Below are 16,500 nucleotides of genomic sequence, written 5' to 3' on the forward strand. Positions count from 1 at the left end.
GTCGTGGTGGTGAGACGGAAGATGACCGTCGCGCCAGTCCGCGCCGCGCTCCGGCAGTGCCGCCGCGTCGTGGGGCGCCGGCTGCACCCAAGAAAAGCGGTGACTCTCGCCGTTCGGGCCGGATCGACGTGCGCGCCGCCATCGAAGGCGATGATGACAAGACGCGTTCGCTCGCTTCGGTGCGTCGTCAGCGCGATCGTGAGCGCCGTCAGGCCGAACTCGAGCGTCTACGTGCCGATCAGGTGCGCGTCGTGCGCGACGTGATTCTGCCGGAATCGATCTCGGTGGCCGAACTGGCCAACCGTATGGCGCTGCGTCAGGCTGAAGTCGTCAAGGCTCTCATGAAGATGGGCGTTATGGCGACCCCAACCCAGCTGATCGACGCCGACACGGCAGAGCTGGTTATCAGCGAATTCGGCCATCGTGTCCGTCGTGTTGCCGAAAGCGACGTCGAGCTGGGCATTGAGGGTGTGGACGACCGCGAAGACGAACTGCAGCCCCGCGCTCCGGTCGTCACGGTCATGGGTCATGTCGATCACGGCAAGACGTCTCTGCTCGATGCGCTGCGCACCACCGATGTGGCCGCGGGCGAAGCGGGTGGCATCACCCAGCATATCGGCGCCTATCAGGTGACGCTTGCCAGCGGTGCGAAGATTACCTTCGTCGATACGCCAGGCCACGAGGCTTTCACCTCCATGCGTGCCCGTGGTGCTTCCGTCACCGACGTGGTCGTGCTGGTCGTGGCAGCTGATGACGGCGTCATGCCGCAGACGATCGAAGCCATCAAGCATGCCAAGGCAGCCGATGCGCCGATCATTGTGGCGATCAACAAGATCGACAAGCCAGGTGCTAACCCCGACCGTGTCCGTCAGGCTCTGCTCAGCCACGAGATCGTGGTGGAAGCGCTCGGCGGCGACGTGCAGGATATCGAAGTGTCGGCGCTGAAGCGCACGGGTCTGGACAAGCTGGAAGAAGCCATTCTGCTTCAGGCAGAAGTGCTCGACCTCAAGGCCAATCCGAACCGCGTTGCCGAAGGCTCGGTCATCGAAAGCCGTCTCGATCGTGGTCGTGGTCCGGTGGCAACGGTGCTGGTCCAGAAGGGCACGCTCAATCGTTCGGACATCGTGGTGGCCGGCGCCGAGTGGGGCCGCGTGCGCGCCATGCTCGACGACAAGGGGCGTCAGCTCAAGGATGCCGGTCCGTCCATGCCGGTCGAACTGCTCGGTATTACGGGCGTTCCGGGTGCTGGTGAGCCGTTCGTGGTTGTCGAAAACGAAAACCGCGCCCGCGAGATCTGCGAGTTCCGTCAGCGTCGCCAGCGTGACAAGATGGCTGCCGGTCGTGCTGCCGCTCGTGGTACACTGGACCAGATGCTGGCCCGTATTCAGGCGGGTGAGCAGAAGGAAGTGGCTCTGCTCATCAAGGCTGACGTGCAGGGTTCGGCCGAAGCGATCGAAGCTTCTGTGCTTAAGCTCGAACATGAGGAAGTACGCATTCGCGTGTTGAACGCCTCTGTCGGTCAGATCACGGAAAGCGACATTCAGCTTGCCAAGCGTCCAACGCCATCATCGTGGCCTTCAACGTGCGTGCTACGACGCAGGCACGTGAGATGGCACAGCGTGAAGATGTGGATATCCGCTACTACTCGATCATCTACCAGGTGACCGATGACGTGGAGCAGCTGGTCAAGGGTAAGGTTGCGCCCAAGCATCGCGAGAAGTTCCTGGGCTATGCGAGATCCGTCAGGTCTTCAACATCACGAAGGTCGGCAAGGTCGCCGGTTGCTATGTCACCGAGGGCGTGGTCAAGCGCGGCTGTGGCGTGCGCCTGCTGCGTGAGAACGTGGTGATCCATGAAGGTGATCTGAGCCAGCTCAAGCGCTTCAAGGACGACGTCAAGGAAGTGGCCCGCAATTACGAGTGCGGTCTTTCCTTCGCTGGCTATAACGACCTGCGTGAAGGCGACATGGTCGAGTGCTTCGAAATGGAAGTGATCCCTGCATGAGGGGATCGCGTTCCAAGGTGCCGGGGTTTTCAGGCCCCGGTGACGCTGCCGGTGGTCCTTCGCAGCGTCAGTTGAGAATGTCCGAGGAGGTCCGTCGTGTCCTCTCGGAGATTTTCGCGCGCACCGAGTTCCGCGATCCGGAACTAGTAGACGTCCGCGTGACCGTGACGGAGGTGCGTATCTCGCCCGATTTCCGGCATGCCACCGCGTTCGTGTGCCGCCTGGGTCGAAGCGATGTCGAGGAAATTCTCCCTGCGCTGAAGCGCATCGCGCCGTTCCTGCGTACGGGTCTATCCAAGACGCTTCGTTCACGCATGGTGCCGGAAATCCATTTCCAGCCCGACACGGCGCTTGAACATGCGATGGATATGGATGCGCTCATGCGCACACCCGAGGTCAAGCGCGACCTCGATTCAAAAGACTGAACGGAGCGACCCATCATGGGACGCAAAAAGGGGCAGGAAATCGACGGCTGGCTGATCGTCGATAAGAGCCTGCAGATCGGCTCGACCGATGTGGTGAATAAGGCGCGTCGCCTGTTCGATGCAAAAAAAGCCGGGCATGGCGGCACACTCGACCCTTTGGCGACGGGCATTCTGCCTGTTGCTTTCGGGCAGGCCACCAAGACAATTCCCTATATCATGGATGCGACCAAGCGTTACCGCTTCACGCTTTTCCTCGGTGAATCCCGTACGACGGATGATCGCGAAGGAGAGGTGGTCGCCACCAGCCTGCACCGTCCGTCGGACGAGGAATTGCGCGCGGTGCTTCCCGCGCTGACCGGCGACATCATGCAGGTTCCGCCCGTCTATTCGGCGTTGAAGGTCGATGGAGAGCGTTCCTATGATCTCGCCCGTGCCGGCAAACCGCCGGAACTACCGCCGCGTCCGGCGCGTGTTGATTCCATTGTTCTCGTCGAACGCCCTGATCGCGATCATGCCATTTTCGAGGTTCAGTCGGGCAAGGGGGTCTATATGCGCAGTCTTGCGCGAGACATCGCCTTGGCCTGCGGAACGGTTGGACATATCGCTGTCCTGCGTCGGACCAAATGCGGTCCGTTCGACGAGAAGCATGCGATAACACTGGACAAGCTGGTCCAAAATGACGACAAGGCCGATGCACTTTCAGCGTTTCTGCGCCCGGTCTCGACCGCGCTGGCCGACATCCCGGCTCTGGCCGTGACCGACGCAGAAGCACAGGCCTTGCGCTTCGGACAGAGCCTCGCTCTGACCGACCGCTTCGGTCTGATGCTGACGATGCAGGATGGCGACGTTCTGCAAGCCCACGAGGGGGGGTGTCTTGTCGGGTTGTGCCGCGTCCAGGAGGGGCGTCTCAAGCCGATACGCATATTCGAGTCGTTTAAATACGGAGACAGAGATGTCGATTACAGCTGAACGCCGCACGGCGCTTATCGAAGAATTCAAGACCGCCCCGACCGATACCGGTTCGCCGGAAGTCCAGGTTGCTCTGCTCAGCGAGCGCATCGTCAACCTGACGGGCCACCTGCAGACGCATAAGAAGGACTTCCACTCCCGTCGTGGCCTTCTGATGCTTGTTGGCCAGCGCCGTGGCCTGCTTGACTATCTCAAGCGCAAGGACCAGGGCCGCTACCAGACCCTTATCGAGCGTCTCGGCCTGCGCCGCTAACATGCTCGGGCGGAGCGCCTCGTCTCCGCCACTGCCCGCCGCTTTTCTGGCGGCGGGCCAACAGGCTGCGTCACTGAACGTTGAAGCTGGAGACAGAACCGGCCTTCGGCGTTTCAGGCCACATGGTGACATGCCGGTCCGATCCCGGTCGTTCTTGCCATGCCGTCCGAAACGCTGCCAGCCAGTCAGGGCCCGTTCCCTCCCTCTCCCCCGTTTCCGGTGCCAAAGCCGCAATTTCAGGACAGAATGATGTTCAACTACTTCCGCAAGGAAATCGACTGGGCAGGTCGCCCGCTCGTGCTCGAAACCGGCAAGATTGCCCGTCAGGCCGACGGCGCTGTTGTCGTGACCTATGGCGACACTGTGGTGCTGTGCACCGCTGTTGGCGCCAAGAACGTCAAGCCGGGTCAAGACTTTTTCCCGCTGACCGTCAATTATCAGGAAAAAGCCTACGCGGCTGGTCGTATTCCGGGCGGCTTTTTCAAGCGCGAAGGGCGTCCCTCGGAGAGCGAGACCCTTATCTCGCGTCTGATCGATCGTCCGATCCGCCCGCTCTTCCCGGAGAATTTCCGTAACGAAGTGCAGGTCACCGCGACCGTTCTCAGCCATGACATGGAAAATGATCCGGGTCTGGTTGCGCTCATCGGCTGCTCGGCTGCTCTGACGCTTTCCGGCATTCCGTTCTACGGCCCTGTCGGTGTGGCGCGTGTCGGCATCATTGACGGTCGCACGGTTATCAACCGACTGTCGCCGAGATGAAGGAAAGCGCCCTGGATCTGGTCGTCGCCGGTACGACCGAAGGCGTGCTGATGGTCGAATCCGAGGCTTCCGAACTTTCGGAAGAGGTGATGCTCGATGCCGTGACCGCCGGTCATGCAGCGTTCCAGCCGGTTATCGATGCGATCATCGATCTTGCCGAGCATGCCGCCAAGCAGCCCTGGAATCTCGAGGGCCCGACCAAGGAGCAGATCGCTCTGCGCAAGCGCGTCGAGAAGATCGGCACCAAGCTCATGGCCGACGCTATAAGGAAAAAGCCAAGCAGGCTCGCTATGAGAAGATCGCGATCGCGAAGGGTCGCATCATCGAGGGGCTTATCGAAGAGGGACTCGACGTCGATATTGCCAAGCCGATGCTCAAGGAGCTTGAGGCTCAGGTCGTTCGTGGTGCTATTCTGAAGACGGGCCAGCGTATCGACGGCCGCGACACCAAGACAGTTCGTCCGATCGTGTCCGAAGTCGGCATTCTGCCGCGCGCTCACGGCTCGGCGCTGTTCACCCGTGGTGAAACGCAGGCACTCGTTGTCGCGACACTCGGCACGACGCAGGACGAGCAGATCATAGACGCGCTCGAAGGCGAGTACCGTTCCAACTTCATGCTGCATTACAACTTCCCGCCCTATTCGGTCGGTGAATGTGGTCGCATGGGTAGCCCGGGCCGTCGTGAAATCGGTCATGGCAAGCTGGCATGGCGCGCCCTCCACCCGCTTCTGCCGGGCAAGGATCGCTTCCCTTACACCGTGCGTATCGTTTCCGAAATCACCGAGAGCAACGGCTCGTCGTCGATGGCTACCGTTTGCGGTTCGTCGCTGGCGCTCATGGATGCCGGTGTGCCTCTGCCGCGCCCCGTCGCCGGTATCGCCATGGGTCTGATCAAGGAAGATCGCGGTTACGCCGTGCTTTCCGACATTTTGGGCGATGAAGATCACCTCGGTGACATGGACTTCAAGGTGGCCGGAACGGAAGCGGGCATTACCGCGCTCCAGATGGACATCAAGATCACCTCGATCACACCTGAAATCATGAAGGTTGCGCTCGAGCAGGCCCGTGACGGCCGTCTGCACATCCTCGGCGAGATGGCCAAGGCCATCGACGAGGGCCGTGAAGGGGTGTCGCGCAATGCGCCTAAGATCACCACCCTAACCATCGCCAAGGAAAAGATCCGCGATGTCATCGGTTCGGGTGGCAAGGTCATTCGCGAGATCGTTGAATTCTCGGGCGCCAAGGTCGATATCAACGATGAAGGCGTGATCACCATTGCTGCTTCGAATGACGAGCAGGCCCAGAAGGCCATCTCGCGCATCGAAGGCATCGTGGCAGAGCCCGAAATCGGCCGTATCTATGATGGCAAGGTCGTCAAGACCGCCGATTTCGGCGCGTTCGTGAACTTCCTCGGCCCGCGCGACGGTCTTGTGCATATCTCCGAGCTGAGCGATGCCCGCGTGGCCAAGACGACAGATGTCATCAAGCAGGGCGATACCGTGAAGGTCAAGGTTGTCGGTTTCGACGATCGCGGCAAGGTCAAGCTGTCGATGCGCGTTGTCGACCAGCAGACGGGTGCCGATATTTCGGAAAACGTCGGTGCAAAGCCGACCCGTCCCGCCAGACAGCGCGACGCTGACTGACCTGCCGTTTCAGGAGGGGGCGGCAATGCTGTCGCCTCTCTCGGAGTACAACATAGATTATGATGTCGATTGATACCGTCCGCATGGCTGGCCGGGAGGTTCTTCCCCTTGTTGAAGGTGGGAAGGGCGTTTCGGTCTCGACTGGTATTTCTGCAGGGCATTGGGCCGCCGCCGGTGGCGTAGGCACGGTTTCTGCCGTCAATGCCGACAGTTATGACAAAGATGGCAACCGCATTCCGCAGACCTATTCAGGCCGCACGCGGCGCGAACGGCACGAAGAGCTGATTCGCTACGCCATTGAGGGCGGTATCACACAGGTCAGGATCGCCCGCGAGATCGCCGGCAGCAAGGGCATGATCAACGCCAATCTTCTATGGGAGATGGGCGGCGCCGAGCAGGTGATCGAAGGCATTCTCGAACAGGCCCCCGGTCTTATCGATGGCCTCACCTGTGGCGCTGGCATGCCTTATCGCCTTTCCGAAATCGCAGCCCGTCACAACGTTCACTACTATCCGATCGTCTCTTCGGCGCGTGCGTTCAACGCCTTGTGGAAGCGCGCCTATCACAAGACGGCCGAACTTCTGGGCGCAGTGGTCTACGAAGATCCGTGGCGTGCAGGCGGGCATAACGGGTTGTCGAACACCGAAAACCCGCTTCACCCGGAAGACCCGTATCCTCGCGTCGCGGCGCTGCGCAAGGCGATGAACCAGTTCGGGCTCGAGTCCGTGCCGATCATCATGGCCGGTGGCGTGTGGTGGCTCGAAGAATGGGCACACTGGTTCAATAATCCCGAGATCGGTCCGATTGTGTTCCAGTTTGGCACACGTCCGCTGCTGACACAGGAAAGCCCTATCCCCGAGGCGTGGAAGCGTCGCCTGCGTCAGCTGCATGAGGGCGATGTCTATCTGAATCGCTTCTCACCGACCGGGTTTTACTCCTCGGCGGTCAATAACAGCTTCATGATGACTCTGCGTGGCCGTTCGGAACGTCAGGTAGCCTATAGCAGCGAACCCGTAGGTGAGCACGATACGCCCCATGGCATCGGCGCGCGCAAGCGCGAGGTCTTCATGACCGCAGCCGATCGTGCCCATGTTCTGGCCTGGGAGGCAGCAGGTTATACCGAGGCCATGCGCACGCCGGACTCGACCCTGGTGTTCGTAACCCCGGAAGAGAGCCGTATCATCGTGGCCGAGCAGGTCGCCTGCATGGGCTGTCTGTCCGAGTGCCGCTTCTCCAACTGGAGCCAGCGCGGGCCGAATTACACCAATGGTGCCAAGGCCGACCCGCGTTCCTTCTGCATCCAGAAGAGCCTGCAAGACATCGCGCATGTCGATGACAGTGCCGGTCAGGCGATGGCCGATCAGGTTGTCGATCATAACCTGATGTTCGGTGGCACCAATGCATGGCGTTTCGGAAGCGATCCGTTCTATGCTGGTGGCTTCACGCCGACAGTCAGACAGCTGGTCGAGCAGATCATGACGGGGCGCTGAGCGCCCCCTTTTTGCGAAGGAGCGGTGCGGCATGATGAAGGGGCATTCCCGTCTTTCTGCCTCTCGCCCCTTTGCTTCTCTGATCACTTCTTCCACCAATCATCTGGCGCGTTATGCCGTCACGCTCTCACCCGAGCAGCTCAGCCTGTATGAGGGGGGGCGCGCCGCGCTCGTTACGGCGCTGGCACTGGCGCCGTCTCTGTTTTTCGATCAGCCGGTTCTGGCCTGGATCGCTTTCGCCTGTTTCTGGGCGTGCCTGATCGATCCGGGTGGCCCCGACCGTGAACGTTTTCAGGTGCTGGGCGGGTTCACGCTCGCCGGGACAGCGATGGTTTTCACCGTCTCCGCGCTGAGCGTATTCGGTCCCCTTGCAACTCTGCCACTCGTCGCCTTGATCGGTCTGGGCTGTGGCTTGTCTCGCGTCTTTTCTCCGGCCGTCATGCAGCTCTGGGTGCTGGCAGGCTGTGCGGCTGTCGCGGCGACGGGGTTCCCGGCCTCGCCGATAAAGGCTGCCGAGATCGCAGGGCTGTTCTGCGCGGGGGGCGCTCTGGCGACCCTGTTCTGCCTCGTTTTGTGGCGGCAACAGCCCTATGCGCCTGCCCGGCGCAGCCTTGCCGCAACCTATTATATCCTCGATCTGATGGCGCGTGAGCTGGCAGCGGGGCGCCTGCGTGAAACGGTGCACCGTCAGGCTGCGCGCAATGCCATCGAACGTGCCCGCGGCCTGGTGATGGTGCTCGATGCCCGTCATGGTAATTTCCGCCTGCGGCGCCGTATGGAGGTCGCTCTATCGGCAGCCGAACGTGTCTTCACCGCCCTTCTGGCGCTCGAACATCAGGCCGAGGCAGGGCCGCTCTCGCCTGAGCTGCGCAATCTGCTCGCGCGTCTTGGCATGGCGTGTCACGAATGCATGCGTCAGGCGGCACGGCCTGAGCCGGATTTCAGAATTCTCGGCCAGCTTGCCCAGACACTCGACCGCAAGGCGCGTATCGGGGGTGTGGTTCACGCGATGCCTATCATCGCCTGCGCGGAAGCTTTCGAGCGCATGATCGCAGCATTCTCGCGCCGTCATCAGGAGGCAGAGGCAGAGCAAAGCACCGCGCTCAGGGTGCTGACGCCCGCGATATGGCGTCATGCCTGCCGCCTGTCTCTCGCTCTGACCCTGACCCAGATCGTCTGTCTCTACGGGGGAGAGGGTTTCTCCTACTGGGCACTGATTGCCGCCCTGCTCGTGATGCAGCCTGCTGGCAACGTTACGCTGGTGCGCAGCGTCGAGCGTGTGATCGGCAGTATCGGCGGCAGTCTGCTGGCAGCACTCTGCGCGCTGGTTCTGCCAGACAAGCCTGCTCTTCTGGTCGTAGCCGTTTTCATGTCGCTCGCGGCCATTGCCACGAGGGCGGTGAACTACACCATGCTGGTCTTTTTCCTGACAGGGCTCGTCGTGGTGATTGCAGAGGCCGTGATGCCGGGGGGCGGCATCATCTGGGCGAGGGTGCTGGATAATCTGATCGGTAGTCTTATTGCCCTGCTGTGCGTGCTGCTGCTCTGGCCGCAGCGCGGCGATGCCGACCGGGACGGGCTGGTGAAGCGCGCCATTGAGGCGAATTTTCGCTATGCGAGTCTGGTGCTGCGTGGCGATTGCCTGCCGGAGGAGACGGACAAGGCACAACGCGAGGCAGGCATGGCCACGATTGCGGCGGAGTTTTCGCGAGGCGGCTTGCCGCTTTTCGGCGGGCTCGCTGTGCAGTTGCGTGACGGAGATTTCCTGATCCGTCAGGAGACATTGAAGGCGCTGCGTCGATTGAGTGGTGAATTGACGCTCTATCGCTTCGATATGCAAAACGGCCTTCGTGATTCGAACGAAGCGGAAGCCGGGCGTTTTGAGAGCTGGAACGAGGCACTCGCCAGAGGCGAGGCATTGCCCGAGATCATCTCGCTGCTGCGTGACGAGGCGCTGCTTCTGCGCCTGGCGCGGCGCGACCCAGACTCAGATAAGGCAGAGTTCGGAGAGGCTGCGGCGCAGGGCAGGGGGCAGATCCTCGATACCTGAGACTGCGCCGCCGCCGCCCAGATCGGGCGGGGCATCCTCAGGCTTCAGATAGCGCCACCCCTGAAACGGACGCATGGCCCGGGGCTGCACAGGCACAATGTCGTCGGTTACCAGAATATGCGTGCCAAGCTGCCCATCGGGTCGGGTGAACGAACGGAACCCGACGATGGGCTGACGACACAGCACCAGCCCGCCCATGACGCGATAGAGCGATCCCTGACCGCTGATCTCATCGGCCTGTTTGGGCATGGTACGGGTGCGGATCACGCCATGCCCTTCGACACGCTCGCCGCGCTGCATCCATGCGGCGAGTTCATCGAGCGTGGTGCAGCCGACCACCAGTTTGATCATATTGAGCAAAGGTCAGTGCTTTCCCATGAAGCCCTGAGCCCAGGCGGTATAGTCTTTCTTGAAACGATCGACATCGATGGATTGCACGATCCGCACCTTGCGCACGCCCATCGCCTTGGGGGCCAGAGAATCGGGCCAGACATAGGCATGACCATAACCAATGCCCTTGCCCGTCTCGACATCCATATAGGCATCCTGCGCCTTGGTCACGAGAGCCGGATCGGCCACTATGGCGCTGGTAACCTCGTCCCACATGGCCAAAGGCACGTTGTATTTCACCAGGTAATCGGTGACGGGTGTCTTGTGATCACGGGCAATCGCCGCAACCTCGTCTTTCGACAGCACCACATCGTTGGAGACATTGGCGACCGAGGTGATACGTGCCAGGGTGCCGTCAGGGTGATATGCGCGGCTTCCGGGTCGAAGATCAGATTGAAATCCGAGCCGTTATCGGCATTGCCCGTGACGGACATCATCGAGAGATCGAGATAGCCGCCCATGAAAACGAGCTGCTTGGCCGTATCGGCAAAGCTTGGGTCGAGGCGGATGGCAAGCGCGAGATTGGTCATCGGCCCGGCCTCGATGATCGTCACCTGATGAGGATGAGCATGAACCTGCTGGATCATGAACAGCGCGGCCGGGATGCCCTGCGGCTGGAGCGTGGGGGCGCCATCGGGCGTCGCGGCGACAGGGGGCTGCGTGTCGGGAGTCTTGCTCATCGAGCCCAGACCGCCCCAGGCGCCTTTCCAGGGCAGGGTGCCGAATTGCTGCTCGCGAAGGCGCGTAAGAGCAACGGTGTTGATCAGGGGCTGAGTTGCACCGTCGAAGACCGGAACGTCTCGATGACCGGAAATCTCAAGAAAGCGGCGAATGCGCGCGCTCTCGGCATTTTCCCAATCGTCACCTGCGACCACCGTGAGGCCGAGCACTCGAATCTTCGGGTTGTTCAGCAGCGGAATGACGGATTGGATGTTGGAGCCACCCGGACCGAGATAGTCATTATCGGCAATGACGAGTTCGGGGCCGGTCGAGGCCCCGGCATGGGCTGAGCCGATCATAAGGCTGCAAGAGCCAGGCTGGCAAGAAAACGACGCATGGAAAGCTCTTACTCCGAGAGGCGGGAGAGGTTCCCCCCGAGACTCGTTTCTAGCTTATCGGTGTCGCAAGGGAAGCAGGCGATTACGCATCGGGACCTGTGCCTTGCGAAAAAACAAACTCGGGACCGGTCAGGGCCGGTAAAAGTCTAGAGAACAAGCGCCCCGAGCAGGGCTTCGAGCCTGACACGGCCTTCATTGGTCGCAATCAGGCGGTGGTCGTCGAGCGTCAGATAGGATTCCTCCAGAGCGGCGTCGAGGATGCGTGGATCGACGCAATCCTGCATCTGGCGGCCGGTGCGTTCTGCGAACCAGTCAAGAGCGATGCCCTCGCGCAGGCGCAGCCCCATCAAGAGGCTTCGCGCCCGCGTTCCTCCGAAGAAAGGGGGGTCTCTTCGGTTGAGCCACTGCCACGCTGTTCGACGCGATCTGCCCATATTTCAGGGGCACGATGGCGGCGCGTGGCATGGAGCCTCCCGTCGAGCGTCAGGCGCCCATGGGCGCCGGGGCCGATACCGATATAATCCTGATAGCGCCAATAGGTCAGGTTATGGCGACTTTCTGCACCGGGGCGGGCGTAATTCGAGATCTCGTAATCCCGCAACCCGTGCAGCCCGGCAATTTCGGCAGTCTTTTCATAAAGAAGGGCGGCGTCGTCGTCTTCGGGCAGTACGAAAAGACCCTGTCTGTGAAGTCCCTCGAATTTCGTGCCCTGCTCTATGGTGAGCTGATAAAGCGACAGATGATCGGATGCCAGCTCGAGCGCCTGATGCAGCTCGGCTTGCCATGTGCTCAGGGTCTGTCCAGGGCGCGCATAGATCAGATCGAAGGAAAGCCGGGGAAAAAGGGTGCGCGCCGTCTCAAGCGCGGCGATAGCCTGAGAGGCTGAGTGCTCGCGCCCCAGAAAGCGCAGCGCGGTTTCATCGAGGCTCTGTATGCCAAGGGATACGCGATTGACCCCGGCCTCGCGGAAGGCAGCGAGTTTGCCTCTCTCCACACTGGTGGGATTGGCTTCGAGCGTTATTTCCAGATCGTCGGGTGCATCGAAATGCCGGCGCGCATCCTCGATCAGCACAGCCACCGTTTCAGGCTGCATCAGCGAGGGGGTGCCCCCACCGAAGAAGATCGAGCGCAAGGGCCGGCGACCGGTGCGCTGGGCATCAGAAGCGAGTTCCTGCCTCAGCGCAGCCGTGAATCGCTGATGCGGAATCTCGTCGCGCACATGCGAGTTGAAATCGCAATAGGGGCATTTCGCCAGACAGAACGGCCAATGCACATAGAGCGAGAGCGGTGTAGGGTCGCTCAGATCGCAATCCTCACGCCCAGCTCGACCACACGATCGGGCGGAATACGGAAGAACTCGGTGCTTGGGGTCGCATTGCGCACCATCAGCAGGAACAGCCACATGCGCCACAGCGAGAGCTTGGGCAGGGTGGAGCGCACCACCAGCTCACGGGAAACGAAATAGGAAGCCTGGATGGCGTCGAATTCGACACCCGCCGCATTCAGCTCTTCGAGTGCTTTCGGCAGATTGGGCATTTCCATGAAGCCGTAACGCACGATCACCCGATAGATGTTCGGCGCCAGCTCCTGCACCATGGCGCGATGGCCGCGCTCTGCTTCGGGCTGATCGAGGTTCTGCACGGTGACGAACAGCACATGATCGTGCAGCACCTTGTTGTGCTTGAGATTATGCAGAAGGCAGGTGGGCACCGTGTCGGGATTGGCAGTCAGGAAGACGGCCATGCCGGGCACGCGCACGGTGCGCGATTGTGGCAATCGCGCCAGAAACGAGGCCATGGGCAGCGAGTCAGCTGCCTGACGGGCACGGATGAGGCTGCGGCCACGCGCCCATGTCGTCATGAGAATGGTCGCGGTGACGCCAATAGCCAGCGGCACCCAGCCACCATCGGGGATCTTCAGCACATTAGCGGCGAAGAACGTGCCGTCGCTGATCAGGAAGAACCCGAAGACCAGTCCGGCCAGCGGTACGCTCCAGTTGAACACGCGGCGGAACACGACCATGGCCAGAACGGCGGTGCACATGAACGTGCCCGTTACAGCGATCCCATAGCTGCTGCCAGCGCCGAGGAGGAGCGGAAGGAGAGCACGAGCAGGATCGAGCCCAGAGCCAGCACCCAGTTGAAGACGGGCAGATAGATCTGCGCTTCCTCTTCCGCATTGGTGTGCATGATGCGCATGCGCGGCAGGTAGCCGAGCTGGATGAGCTGGCGGCACAGGGAGAACCCGCCTGAAATCCCTGCCTGGCTCGCAATAACGGTGGCCATGGTGGCAAGAAGCAGAAGCGGAATCTGTGCCCAGCCCGGCGCCAAATGATAGAACGGGTTTTGCAGCGCAGCCGGATTGCGCAACAGCAACGCACCCTGGCCAAGATAATTCAGTGTCAGTGAGGGCAGTACGAAAAACAGCCACGCGTAACGGATCGGGGCTCGTCCGAAATGCCCCATATCGGCGTAAAGCGCCTCGGCGCCGGTTACGGCCAGTACCACGGAACCCAGCGCAATGAAGGCGAGCCAGCCGTGATAGAACACGAATTGCGCGGCATAATAAGGCGAGAGCGCCATGAGTATGCCCGGCGTCTGCATGATGGAGTGAATGCCCATCACGGCGAGCGTCAGGAACCACACCATCATGATCGGCCCGAAAGCGCGTCCGATCTTGCCCGTCCCCAGTGCCTGTGCGCTGAAAAGCGCAATCAGGATGATGATCGCGACCGGAATGATGATGTGCGAGGCCGAAGGTACCGAAACCTCGATACCCTCGATGGCCGACAGAACCGAAACCGCGGGGGTGATGATGCCGTCGCCGAAAAACAGGCAGGCGCCGCCGATACCGACAATGCCGAAGATCCATCGGAATTTGGGTGACTTGCAGACGCGCTGGGCCAGTGACATCAGGGCGATGATCCCGCCCTCGCCATCATGGTCGGCGCGCATCACCAGCATCACGTATTTGATGGTCACGACCAGCATCAGCGCCCAGAAGATCAGGCTTTCGATGCCCATGATCTCCCAACTCTCCGCCGGGTGACGGATGGAGCCGACAATCTGGACCGAGGCCTGGAAGGCGTAGAGTGGGCTTGTGCCGATATCGCCATAGACAACGCCAAGCACGCCAAGCAATCCGGCAAGGCCAACCGGCGCCTTCTTGTGCAGATCGTCAGTCGCGCCGAACTCACGGATGGAGCCGTGTCCGTCGGTCGCCGTCTTGGCACCGGCTGGTGCTGCGGCGTTTGTCGAACCTGGCAATCCGTCAGGCCTGTCTGTCATTTCTGTTCCAACTCATGGCAAGCACGCTGCGTCGCACACATAGATGTGAGCGATCACTGACATAAAGCCTGCCATACGATGGTTTTTCCGGCCACCGCAAGCACGCTATCGTCGGGTCTCCCGTGGAATCAGGGTTTTGGGCGGTTGCCGAAGATGGCAGTGCCGACACGGACGAGCGTGGCCCCGTGCGCGATGGCCGTTTCGAAGTCGGCAGACATACCCATCGAGCACTCGATTAATTCATGTTCATGTGCGAGCTGCGCCAGGAAAGCAAAATGTGGTGCCGGGTCTTCCTCCTCGGGCGGAATGCACATCACCCCTTTCAGGGAGTCGCCGAAGCGGGCCTTGCAGAGCGCAACGAAACGCGAGGCCTCGTCGCGTGGTACGCCCGATTTCTGAGGTTCGTCGCCGGTATTCACCTGAACGAAAAGATCGGGCAGCTGTCCCAGACGGTCGGCGGCACGCGACAGCGCATCGACAAGGCCGGGGCGATCGACGGATTCGATGGCATCGGCGAGACGACAGGCCTCCAGGGCCTTGTTCGTCTGCAAGGTGCCGATGAGGTGCAGACGCAGGTCGGGCCAGTGTTCGCGCAGGGCGGGGAATTTCTCCTTGGCTTCCTGCACGCGATTTTCGCCAAAAACTCTTTGCCCGGCAGTCAGCGCCTCCTCGACTGCAGAGGCCGGATGAAACTTGCTGACCGCGACCAGCCTGACCGCTTCAGTCGGGCGCCCGACACGCGCGCATTCACGCGTGATACGGGCGCGGATCTGGTCGAGACGGGAAGAAAGCGTGTCGTTTGACATGGCCGGCTCCGTAAGTTGTTGCTGTTCGGGTGCAGGAAGGGGTAGCGCGCCGCTTCGCGAAATGCCATTGGCAAGGCAATGTCTAAAGCACCTTCACAGATTCCCGCCGATCCGACACGCGATCTGGCCTTCGATATTCTCTGCGGTGTCGTCGAGCATCGACGCATGCTGGAGACGACGCTCGACCGCAGCGCGTTGAACGACCCGCGCGACCGCGCCAGCGCGCATCGACTGGCGGCAACCGTTCTGCGTCATATGGGCAGCATGACCGAGCTGCTTCAGCCGCTGCTGCGCCGCGAGCCACCCGCGCCCGTGCGCTGTGCCCTGCTCATGGGGGTGGCCCAGCTTCGTCATCTCGAAACACCGCCCCACGCGGCTGTTGGCACCATCGTCTCGCTGCTGCGTCGCCGCGGGCTGGCGCCTTTTGCGGGGCTCGCCAATGCCGTGCTGCGTCGCGTCGCCCGCGATGGCGACGAACTGGCCGAAGGACTCGATGCCGATCGTCTGGACGTGCCCGCCTGGCTCTGGACCGCTTGGGACAAGCGCGCCCGCGATATTGCGGCAGGGCTGCATCGCGAGGCGCCGATCGATCTGACCCTGCGCCCAGGTGCAGCCGCCCCCGAAGGTGGTGAGGTCATGCCCAATGGAAGCCTGCGTTTCGCACCGGGCACGCGTGTGACCGAATTGGAGGGGTTCGATGAGGGCGCCTTCTGGGTGCAGGACGCTGCCGCTACCATGCCGGCGCGTCTGCTCAACATCCAGCCCGGTCAGAGCGTGATCGATCTTTGCGCGGCCCCGGGCGGCAAGACGGCTCAGCTCGCTGTGGCGGGCGCCGAGGTGATTGCCGTCGAGCGCGAGGAAACGCGCGCCAGACGTCTGAAACAGAATCTCGATCGCCTCGGGCTCGACGCGAAGGTCGTCATTGCCGATGCGCTCGTCTGGCAACCTGAGCAAAAGGTCGATGCGGTTCTGCTCGATGCGCCGTGCTCGGCGACGGGCACGCTGCGTCGTCACCCCGATGTACTCTGGGTCAAGCGTCCGCGTGACGTGCTGGCGCTGGCCAAAGATCAGGACCGTCTGATCGATGCGGCGGGAGCCATGCTCAAGCCCGGCGGTGTGCTGCTTTATGCCGTATGTTCGCTTCAGGATGAGGAAGGCCCGCAGCGCGTCGCTGCAGCCCTCAAGCGTGGCTGGGTGCTCGAGCCTTTCACGACGGATGACCTCGCTTCAATGCCCGAGGCCCTCACGAAACAGGGCACATTTCGCACTCATCCCGGCATGTGGGGCGAGCAGGGCGGAATGGATGGATTTTTCGCGGCAAGGCTGCGCAAAAGCGCCTGAAACAGATCTGCGTTAGAGAGAAGGTA

10 protein-coding genes and 4 pseudogenes are annotated in these 16,500 nt (G+C 61.6%); 8 read left to right on the forward strand and 6 right to left on the reverse strand.

The features are described 5' to 3' along the window. From infB to JCM25414_RS09350, 7 genes and pseudogenes are all read left to right on the forward strand, one after another. Positions 1–2,004 (forward strand): annotated as a pseudogene (gene infB, locus JCM25414_RS18825) (translation initiation factor IF-2); the annotation flags it as partial. Then, entirely contained in the window at positions 2,001–2,429 is a 429-nt protein-coding gene (gene rbfA, locus JCM25414_RS09320) for a 30S ribosome-binding factor RbfA (protein ID WP_025841464.1), read from the forward strand. The pseudogene infB and the gene rbfA, both read left to right, overlap by 4 nt. 15 nt (positions 2,430–2,444) lie before the next feature. Continuing rightward, positions 2,445–3,398 (forward strand): tRNA pseudouridine(55) synthase TruB, encoded by a 954-nt coding sequence (gene truB / locus JCM25414_RS09325; RefSeq protein ID WP_025841465.1) that lies wholly within the window; start codon positions 2,445–2,447, stop codon positions 3,396–3,398. Continuing rightward, on the forward strand, positions 3,382–3,651 hold the full coding sequence (gene rpsO, locus JCM25414_RS09330; protein ID WP_025841466.1) for a 30S ribosomal protein S15: 270 nt from the start codon (positions 3,382–3,384) through the stop codon (positions 3,649–3,651). Before truB ends, rpsO begins: the two co-directional genes overlap by 17 nt. A 246-nt stretch (positions 3,652–3,897) precedes the next feature. Further along, positions 3,898–6,052: pseudogene (pnp, locus tag JCM25414_RS18830) on the forward strand (polyribonucleotide nucleotidyltransferase). 59 nt (positions 6,053–6,111) lie between these two features. After that, positions 6,112–7,542, forward strand: coding sequence for an NAD(P)H-dependent flavin oxidoreductase (locus JCM25414_RS09345; RefSeq protein WP_025841467.1), 1,431 nt, complete (start codon positions 6,112–6,114; stop codon positions 7,540–7,542). Positions 7,543–7,573: 31 nt separating this feature from the next. Then, positions 7,574–9,592, forward strand: coding sequence for an FUSC family protein (locus tag JCM25414_RS09350; protein WP_025841468.1), 2,019 nt, complete (start codon positions 7,574–7,576; stop codon positions 9,590–9,592). On the opposite strand, the gene JCM25414_RS09355 is transcribed toward JCM25414_RS09350, so the two are convergent. The 6 genes and pseudogenes from JCM25414_RS09355 to JCM25414_RS09375 all read right to left on the reverse strand — a co-directional run bounded on the left by JCM25414_RS09355 (position 9,530) and on the right by JCM25414_RS09375 (position 15,133). Then, positions 9,530–9,952 carry a DUF1489 family protein gene (locus JCM25414_RS09355; protein ID WP_025841469.1) on the reverse strand — a complete coding sequence of 141 codons (423 nt, stop codon included), beginning with the start codon at positions 9,950–9,952 and terminating at the stop codon, positions 9,530–9,532. The genes JCM25414_RS09350 and JCM25414_RS09355 overlap by 63 nt on opposite strands. A gap of 3 nt (positions 9,953–9,955) precedes the next feature. Further along, positions 9,956–10,222 carry a nucleoside hydrolase gene (locus JCM25414_RS27035; RefSeq protein WP_408734884.1) on the reverse strand — a complete coding sequence of 89 codons (267 nt, stop codon included), beginning with the start codon at positions 10,220–10,222 and terminating at the stop codon, positions 9,956–9,958. Further along, positions 10,219–11,001 (reverse strand): nucleoside hydrolase, encoded by a 783-nt coding sequence (locus JCM25414_RS18835; RefSeq protein WP_408734885.1) that lies wholly within the window; start codon positions 10,999–11,001, stop codon positions 10,219–10,221. Before JCM25414_RS18835 ends, JCM25414_RS27035 begins: the two co-directional genes overlap by 4 nt. 185 nt (positions 11,002–11,186) lie before the next feature. Beyond that, positions 11,187–12,343, reverse strand: a pseudogene (hemW, locus tag JCM25414_RS18840) (radical SAM family heme chaperone HemW). Then, positions 12,340–14,327: pseudogene (locus JCM25414_RS18845) on the reverse strand (potassium transporter Kup). The pseudogenes hemW and JCM25414_RS18845 overlap by 4 nt, the downstream one beginning before the upstream one ends. Before the next feature lie 128 nt (positions 14,328–14,455). Continuing rightward, positions 14,456–15,133 carry a YggS family pyridoxal phosphate-dependent enzyme gene (locus JCM25414_RS09375; RefSeq protein WP_025841470.1) on the reverse strand — a complete coding sequence of 226 codons (678 nt, stop codon included), beginning with the start codon at positions 15,131–15,133 and terminating at the stop codon, positions 14,456–14,458. A 78-nt stretch (positions 15,134–15,211) separates the two neighbouring features. Between JCM25414_RS09375 and JCM25414_RS09380 the strand changes: the two genes are divergently transcribed. After that, positions 15,212–16,474 carry an RsmB/NOP family class I SAM-dependent RNA methyltransferase gene (locus tag JCM25414_RS09380; RefSeq protein ID WP_025841471.1) on the forward strand — a complete coding sequence of 421 codons (1,263 nt, stop codon included), beginning with the start codon at positions 15,212–15,214 and terminating at the stop codon, positions 16,472–16,474. Positions 16,475–16,500: the final 26 nt, after the last annotated feature.

The sequence above is a fragment of the Asaia platycodi JCM 25414 genome, from assembly GCF_000614545.1.
In the GTDB taxonomy this organism is placed as follows: Bacteria; Pseudomonadota; Alphaproteobacteria; order Acetobacterales; family Acetobacteraceae; genus Asaia; species Asaia platycodi.

Bases quoted from the DNA above. Each gene is read 5' to 3' on its own strand.
- JCM25414_RS09345 (WP_025841467.1), top strand. From the start codon at position 6,112: ATGATGTCGATTGATACCGTCCGCATGGCTGGCCGGGAGGTTCTTCCC.
- JCM25414_RS09375 (WP_025841470.1), bottom strand. From the start codon at position 15,133: ATGTCAAACGACACGCTTTCTTCCCGTCTCGACCAGATCCGCGCCCGT.
- JCM25414_RS09350 (WP_025841468.1), top strand. From the start codon at position 7,574: ATGATGAAGGGGCATTCCCGTCTTTCTGCCTCTCGCCCCTTTGCTTCT.
- rbfA (WP_025841464.1), top strand. From the start codon at position 2,001: ATGAGGGGATCGCGTTCCAAGGTGCCGGGGTTTTCAGGCCCCGGTGAC.
- JCM25414_RS18835 (WP_408734885.1), bottom strand. From the start codon at position 11,001: ATGATCGGCTCAGCCCATGCCGGGGCCTCGACCGGCCCCGAACTCGTC.
- rpsO (WP_025841466.1), top strand. From the start codon at position 3,382: ATGTCGATTACAGCTGAACGCCGCACGGCGCTTATCGAAGAATTCAAG.
- truB (WP_025841465.1), top strand. From the start codon at position 2,445: ATGGGACGCAAAAAGGGGCAGGAAATCGACGGCTGGCTGATCGTCGAT.
- JCM25414_RS09380 (WP_025841471.1), top strand. From the start codon at position 15,212: ATGTCTAAAGCACCTTCACAGATTCCCGCCGATCCGACACGCGATCTG.